The organism is Paenibacillus sp. WLX2291 (genome assembly GCF_046603665.1).
Taxonomy (GTDB): Bacteria; Bacillota; Bacilli; order Paenibacillales; family Paenibacillaceae; genus Saccharibacillus.
The window spans coordinates 4,754,826-4,762,500 of record NZ_CP176755.1; the positions used below are offsets into that span (position 1 = coordinate 4,754,826).

The window sequence follows — 7,675 nt, forward strand, 5'->3', positions numbered from 1 at the left end:
TGCTATATATCCCCAAACAAAAGTGAATACAACTCTATTGACATGTAAACAATACTAACAATAAAATAAACAATTAATCACATACGATACTTATTTTTCATGATTAAAGGAGTGAGTCAATGATACATAATCCATTATCCACCTCATCCTCATCGTCCCATTTCAAGTCGCATAAGAGCATGATCTCCCTACTTCTCGCCTTAGTGTTCGCCACTGCCACGCTATTCCCTGTACATACTGCCACTGCACAAGCTGACCCTAGCCCTGGCGCTGTTCAGCCTTATAATGTAACGGAAGCTACCATATCCGACATGCAGCAATCGCTACAAGCAGGTACCACCACCTCAGTTGAACTGGTTCAACAGTATCTTAAGCGCATTCAGCAGTATGATGATCAAGGGATCAAATTGAATGCACTTCTAACGATCAATCCACAAGCACTGCAAATCGCCGCCAATCTCGATCGCGAGCGTCAGACCAGCGGTTCACGCGGACCACTTCATGGCATTCCCATTATTGTCAAAGACAATTTCGATACTGCCGACATGCCCACTACCGCAGGCTGTGTCTGTCTGCAACATTCTATACCAGATCATGATGCCGAGATGATTGCCAGACTCAAAGCTGCCGGTGCCATCATCCTTGCGAAATCCAATTTGCACGAATTCGCCTTTGATATTACGACGTCCAGCTCCCTTGGCGGGCAAACGCTGAATCCATATGAGCCCCATCATTATCCGGGTGGTTCCAGCGGTGGTACAGGTGCAGCGATTGCAGCCAGCTTTGCCGCCGCTGGACTAGGAACCGATACGGGTGGCTCGATCCGCATTCCGTCCGCTTTTAATAGTTTGGTTGGCATTCGTCCAACTGTAGGGCTAACTAGCCGTGACGGTATCATTCCGCTGGCGCTTACGCAGGATGTCGGTGGCCCGATGGCGCGTACCGTAAGCGATGCTGCACTACTGCTGGATGCAACTGCTGGTTATGATGCCGATGATGTAGCTACCGCCTATAGCGTCGGTCATATCCCGTCTAGCTATACCGACAGTTTGCAAACCGATGGATTGCAAGGTGCACGAATCGGTGTTGCGTATGAGTTGTTCGGTTCATCTGCTGCTGAGAAGTCTGTCACAGAAGTCGTATATGGTGCAGTCCACGATATGACACGTCTGGGAGCCACCACCGTACCGATCCAAATTCCACATTTGGAACAGATTATGAAATACCCCAGCCTTAGCGGATATGAATTCAAATTCCAGCTCAATGATTATTTGAACAGCCTTGGCGACGATGCGCCTTATCATAGTCTGGATGAGATTTTAAAATCCGGTCAATTCATGCCTACTCAGCAGGAAAGCATGTCCAAACGCAATGCGCTGCAATCACTGGATACCCCAGAATACAAAGACATCGTGCTGAACCGCACCAAAGTCACTCGCGATGCGCTGCTACAAGTGATGGCAGACAATGACCTGGATGCCATCGTCTATCCGACAACGACCGAACCAGCAGCCGTCATCGGTCAGGAACAACATGCAGGCGATAACAACCGACTCAGCCCTTTTTCCGGTTTTCCGGCGATTACTGTACCCGCAGGCTTTACCGATAATCAGCTTCCCGTAGGCATCGAATTTCTCGGTCGTCCCTTTGACGAAAGCACCTTGATCCAATTATCCTACAGCTATGAGCAAGGCACCCATAACCGCAAAGCCCCACCATTAACACCTTAATATTAATCATACGCGTACTACTCTTCATACCTTCAAGACCTCAAGACCTCAAGACCTCAAGACCTCAAGACCTCAAGACCTCAAGACCTCAAGACCTCAAGACCTCAAGACCTCAAGACCTCAAGACCTCAAGACCTCAAGACCTCAAGACCTCAAGACCTCAAGACCTCAAGACCTTCCATATTATCAACACTATTAATACCTTTAATGCTTTCAATAAAGTTACCAATCTCAAAATTCTCAATCCGCTTAAATACCATGAGTACCCTTATTATCTTTCAAACCCCAAAGCTATCCTCAATACAAAACACCTTCAAAATGACATCCATATCTAACGATAAGGGTTACCATTCTTGAAGGTGTTTTAGTCTACCTCACATTATTTATAACTTTCCCCTGACAGCTACTACAGCTCCAGAAAAGTCGAACTTAACTCTTGCCATACGTATATCTCTGCCCATACTTAGTTCAATCCAAGCATGATACCAATCCCTCTCCAAAGCTTCTACTTTCAGAGAATTCCCATCAGACGCAATCAGAAAAAGTCCATCAAATACGTTTCCCTCCGTGGAATGCGCCGCTCCAATAATTCCACAGCTTCCGCTTTGCCACCAATCTTCTCCCATTGGTGCAATTCCACTGGACGCTTATACCCCATCAATATCGATGTTAGCGCTTGAATGTCCAGCTGCACTCCACTGTATTGTTGAATATCATCCTGCACACCGTCTGGCAACCCATCGTGCCGAACAACCTGCGCGTGACCATCTTCATTGATCAGCACATCCCAGATTCCTTGATTCCATTCACAAATCGAATCCTTTACATCTATCCGAATATTTTCCACGATCCCCTTTTCAAAAGGATACTGCTCCACAAAATCTTTGACACTCACAATACGCGCCATAAAATAAGGTACAATCTGCTGCTCAATCCGCGGATCATGCAGCAAGTATGGCAAAGCGTCATCCGCTGGCGCCTGTAGCTTCACCTGATCCACCATCGAATCATGATTCGCAATATACGTCCACAGCGCGCGTCTTGCCTGCTCATCCAGATACACCAATTCGCGAATATTCAGCTCTCGCTCCTTGACCGTATAGAGCACATACCCTCTCGCAGCTTCATGCTCATCGTAATACACCGCCGTTTTCAACCCTTCCGGCTTTAACACCGCAACTTCCCACCGGTTCGCATCGCGTACCAATGTACCGTTATAACGACTGGCATATTGCGCATACACCGAAGCTAGTACTTCCTGATCCTTTACTCCTCTACGAATCTGTCCTTCCGTCTGCACTTTCTTTGGTAATAATGCAGTAGGAATACTGTACTTTTTATACTCAATATATAATTCCCAACCGTACTTACGATAAAAAGGAAAATAGAACGGATGCAAAAACGACACCGTCTGCCCTGCTTCCTTCATCCATTGCAATGTATGGCGAAGCAGCTGATCCACCAACCCCTGACGCCGATATTCCGGCCAAGTCGATACACCCGCAATACCACCCATCTCAAACACCTGTCCATTTATGTACGTTTGCATCGGCAGCAACGTTAATTGCGCCTGCAATTCTTCCCCTTCAAAAGCCCCCCACACCCGTTCCGGCTTAAACGTCTTCCGTAACTCTTCCTCCCGCTCCGCCGATGCGTCATACTGAAAAGCATACATCGACAACTCCAACTTCTGCTCAAAATCCTCATCCCGCAATTGCCTAATATCCACCTTACTTCACCTCATTTTAAAAGATAGCCAAACCATAGCACAAACCCCAACCCCATCACAACATAATCTGCACCCATTTCTCAAACCAGTCATTCCCGTTTATAATTATCCAATTCCCGTTGATCTACTTTTTATTCATCTATTTCTCATTCATCTCCTCCGCTTCTATCTCTATCTAAACGTATACTTCATCCCATCATCCATATCCATATTAATATGGACACACCTGCTTGTACTCATACTTACAATTAAATTTGCACCTGCATCTTTAGCTTTATATTTACGTATATTCACACTTGTAAATAAAACTATGACTATAACTACGTCTCTATTTACAGTTACACTTACATCTACATCTACATCTACATCTACATCTACATCTACATCTACATCTACATCTACATCTACATTCATTCTGAGCTTTTTACCAAATAAAATAAAATATTATATTTCGGTCTCCCAGCCCCATAAAATATCTCCAATCATTTTCACTCACTACAACTATCTATCAAATACATATATAAACCCATTTACAAACCCCTCACTCTACATTATATTTAATATCAAGATCAATTTTAGTACCAGATACTAAAACTAAGTACTAAAAAATCATCAAAACTATACAACAAAATAAACTATCCAAACCAATACACAACAATACACTAATACGAAAACAAACTATTTCCAGCAACAACAATTAAAATTCAATATTTCATATTTAACGCTTTCATACTGACTCCCATACCTTTATCATTAAAAAGAAATCTTTTGCACGCAAACTATTAATCACACGAGGTGACCCGGATGACTTCATCTACCGCACGTATCACAGCTCTCGGAACCTATGTTCCGGAAAAAAGACTAACCAACAACGATCTTGAACAACTGGTCGATACTTCAGACGATTGGATTGTCCAGCGCACCGGCATTCGCGAAAGACGCGTAGCCGCTCCAGATCAATTCAGTTCCTCTCTCGGTATTGAAGCCGTCCAAAACATGCTATCTCACTACAATGTAACTATCGAAGATGTCGATCTTGTACTCGTCGCAACGACCACATCTGACTATGTATTTCCAAGCGTAGCCGCCCAGATTCAAGCACACTTCAAAATCAAACGTGCTGGCGTATTCGATCTCAATGCCACCTGTGCTGGTTTTGTATATGGTCTCCATATGGCAAATAGCTTTATCACCTCTGGTCTACACCGCAAAGTTTTGGTAATTGCTAGCGAAACGATGACCAAAACATTGGACTACACCGACCGCAGCACCTGCATCCTGTTCGGCGATGGCGCTGGAGCAGCACTGGTTGAGTATGATGAACATCAACCAAGTTTTATCGATGTCTTTATGGATAGCGACGGTGGTGGTGCTCACCATGTATACCGTAGCGGTTTATCCACTGAAGTAAACAACAACCCAATGGAAGGCAACGGCAAAATATTTCAAAATGGACGCGAAGTGTACAAATGGGCAGTTCGCACCGTTCCACAAGGAATCCGCCAATTGCTACAAAATGCCGACAAAACGATATCCGACATAAACTGGTTCGTACCTCATAGCGCCAACCTAAAAATGATCGATTCCATTTGCGAAAAATCCGGCATTTCTCCCCAACATACACTAACCAGTGCCGAATGGTACGGCAACACATCATCCGCCTCCATTCCACTTGCTCTACAACAAGGCTTACTAGACAAAAAAGTCCAAACCGATGATACTATCCTACTCTACGGTTTCGGCGCAGGATTAACTCAAATGGGAATGCTCATCCGCTGGAATCCCAACCTAAAATAAGCTTGACCATATATGAAAGATACATCGCAACAGCATACAGCATACAGCATACAGCATACAGCATACAGCATACAGCATACAGCATACAGCATACAAAATGATGAATCATATATAATGATAAGTCACTTAAAATAATGAAAAAACATGATAAACAAAACAAAAAGAGGATGTCTGATATTAACATCAGACATCCTCTTTTTTTATAAAGCGGGTGATGGGAATCGAACCCACGCTACCAGCTTGGAAGGCTGGAGTTCTACCATTGAACTACACCCGCGAACCAAAAGTTAAGGCTACATATTATCTTACGATCATCATAACAATAAGTAATTGACGATCTAACAGCATATCAAGCCCAAAACAAAAGCACCATTCATTGAAACTCAAGAAGCTTAAAGCTTCTTACACTTTCAACCCGGTACTTACCTAAAATGTATATGGAGCGGACGACGGGAATCGAACCCGCGACCCTCGCCTTGGCAAGGCGATGCTCTACCGCTGAGCCACGTCCGCATAAAAATGGTGCGGTCGAGAGGACTCGAACCTCCACGGGGGTAAGCCCACACGGACCTGAACCGTGCGCGTCTGCCAATTCCGCCACGACCGCATAATATAAAGTCAAACTATTCCATCTACAAAAGGTAAATGGTGAGCCATGAAGGACTCGAACCTTCGACACCCTGATTAAAAGTCAGGTGCTCTACCAACTGAGCTAATGGCTCTCAATAAAAAATCAAATGGCAGGGGATACAGGATTTGAACCTGTGCATGACGGAGTCAAAGTCCGTTGCCTTACCGCTTGGCTAATCCCCTATAAAATATAGAAGAAATGGGGCGATCGACGGGAATTGAACCCGCGAATGTCGGAGTCACAGTCCGATGCGTTAACCCCTTCGCCACGACCGCCATGATATACAATTTATTATCTTATTTGAAAAAATAAAATAATGGTGCCGGCGAGAGGATTTGAACCCCCGACCTACTGATTACAAGTCAGTTGCTCTACCAACTGAGCTACACCGGCATAATTTAACTTCAAAACTGATCTTACTTGTTTCCCCAAAAGGGAATACGCTTGGCAACGTCCTACTCTCCCAGGACCCTGCGGTCCAAGTACCATCGGCGCTGGAGGGCTTAACGGTCGTGTTCGGGATGGGTACGTGTGGAACCCCTCCGCCATCATCACCAAACGTGCAGGTTAATCACCTGAAAACTGAATCCGAAACGATCCATCGCGTATTTAGAATCTTGGATAAGCCCTCGACCGATTAGTATTGGTCAGCTCCATGCATTGCTGCACTTCCACCCCCAACCTATCAACCTCGTCGTCTTCAAGGGGTCTTACTAAACTTGGGAAATCTCATCTTGAGGGGGGCTTCACGCTTAGATGCTTTCAGCGCTTATCCCGTCCGCACGTAGCTACCCAGCGATGCTCCTGGCGGAACAACTGGTACACCAGCGGTGCGTCCATCCCGGTCCTCTCGTACTAAGGACAGCTCCTCTCAAATTTCCTACGCCCACGACAGATAGGGACCGAACTGTCTCACGACGTTCTGAACCCAGCTCGCGTACCGCTTTAATGGGCGAACAGCCCAACCCTTGGGACCTACTTCAGCCCCAGGATGCGATGAGCCGACATCGAGGTGCCAAACCTCCCCGTCGATGTGGACTCTTGGGGGAGATAAGCCTGTTATCCCCAGGGTAGCTTTTATCCGTTGAGCGATGGCCCTTCCATGCGGTACCACCGGATCACTAAGCCCGACTTTCGTCCCTGCTCGACGTGTAGGTCTCGCAGTCAAGCTCCCTTTTGCCTTTGCACTCTTCGAATGATTTCCAACCATTCTGAGGGAACCTTAGGGCGCCTCCGTTACATTTTAGGAGGCGACCGCCCCAGTCAAACTGCCCACCTGACACGGTCCCCGTACCGGATCACGGTACTAGGTTAGAACTCAGATGCGATCAGGGTGGTATCCCAACGGCGCCTCCAAGGAAGCTTGCGCTCCCTCTTCTAAGGCTCCCACCTATCCTGTACAAATCGCACCCCAGTTCAATATCAAGCTGCAGTAAAGCTCCATGGGGTCTTTCCGTCTTGTCGCGGGTAACCTGCATCTTCACAGGTATTAAAATTTCACCGGATCTCTCGTTGAGACAGCGCCCAAATCGTTACGCCATTCGTGCGGGTCAGAATTTACCTGACAAGGAATTTCGCTACCTTAGGACCGTTATAGTTACGGCCGCCGTTTACTGGGGCTTCGGTTCATAGCTTCGCCCGAAGACTAACCACTCCCCTTAACCTTCCAGCACCGGGCAGGCGTCAGCCCGTATACTTCGCCTTGCGGCTTCGCACAGACCTGTGTTTTTGCTAAACAGTCGCTTGGGCCTTTTCACTGCGGCCCCCTCGTGCTATTCACACTACCGG

The 7,675-nt window shown here is 46.3% G+C and carries 4 protein-coding genes, 7 tRNA genes and 2 rRNA genes (1 of these 13 running past the window's edge); 2 read left to right on the forward strand and 11 right to left on the reverse strand.

The window, feature by feature from the left end:
* The first annotated feature begins 119 nt into the window (after window positions 1-119).
* Entirely contained in the window at window positions 120-1,730 is a 1,611-nt protein-coding gene (locus ACDE64_RS20360; protein WP_411348077.1) for an amidase, read from the forward strand.
* A gap of 535 nt (window positions 1,731-2,265) precedes the next feature.
* Here ACDE64_RS20360 and eis read toward each other — a convergent pair.
* Window positions 2,266-3,459 (reverse strand): enhanced intracellular survival protein Eis, encoded by a 1,194-nt coding sequence (gene eis, locus ACDE64_RS20365; protein ID WP_411348078.1) that lies wholly within the window; start codon window positions 3,457-3,459, stop codon window positions 2,266-2,268.
* Window positions 3,460-3,630: 171 nt separating this feature from the next.
* Complete coding sequence (locus ACDE64_RS20370; RefSeq protein WP_411348079.1) at window positions 3,631-3,873, reverse strand: hypothetical protein; 243 nt, start codon at window positions 3,871-3,873, stop codon at window positions 3,631-3,633.
* A gap of 390 nt (window positions 3,874-4,263) precedes the next feature.
* Here ACDE64_RS20370 and ACDE64_RS20375 point away from each other — a divergent pair, with 390 nt between their 5' ends.
* Complete coding sequence (locus ACDE64_RS20375; protein WP_411348080.1) at window positions 4,264-5,256, forward strand: ketoacyl-ACP synthase III; 993 nt, start codon at window positions 4,264-4,266, stop codon at window positions 5,254-5,256.
* A gap of 206 nt (window positions 5,257-5,462) precedes the next feature.
* Here the strand turns inward: ACDE64_RS20375 and ACDE64_RS20380 are convergent.
* The 9 genes from ACDE64_RS20380 to ACDE64_RS20420 form a co-directional block, all read right to left on the reverse strand.
* Window positions 5,463-5,533, reverse strand: a tRNA-Gly gene (locus tag ACDE64_RS20380).
* Window positions 5,534-5,694: 161 nt separating this feature from the next.
* Window positions 5,695-5,769, reverse strand: a tRNA-Gly gene (locus ACDE64_RS20385).
* A gap of 7 nt (window positions 5,770-5,776) precedes the next feature.
* Window positions 5,777-5,863, reverse strand: a tRNA-Leu gene (locus ACDE64_RS20390).
* Window positions 5,864-5,902: 39 nt separating this feature from the next.
* Window positions 5,903-5,978 (reverse strand) — tRNA-Lys (locus ACDE64_RS20395).
* Window positions 5,979-5,994: 16 nt separating this feature from the next.
* A tRNA-Gln gene (locus tag ACDE64_RS20400) sits at window positions 5,995-6,069 on the reverse strand.
* A gap of 17 nt (window positions 6,070-6,086) precedes the next feature.
* A tRNA-His gene (locus tag ACDE64_RS20405) sits at window positions 6,087-6,162 on the reverse strand.
* 42 nt (window positions 6,163-6,204) lie between these two features.
* A tRNA-Thr gene (locus tag ACDE64_RS20410) sits at window positions 6,205-6,280 on the reverse strand.
* A gap of 49 nt (window positions 6,281-6,329) precedes the next feature.
* Window positions 6,330-6,446: ribosomal RNA gene (rrf, locus tag ACDE64_RS20415) — 5S ribosomal RNA — on the reverse strand.
* Between the two features lie 58 nt (window positions 6,447-6,504).
* A 23S ribosomal RNA gene (locus ACDE64_RS20420) occupies window positions 6,505-7,675 on the reverse strand; it runs 1,760 nt beyond the window's last position.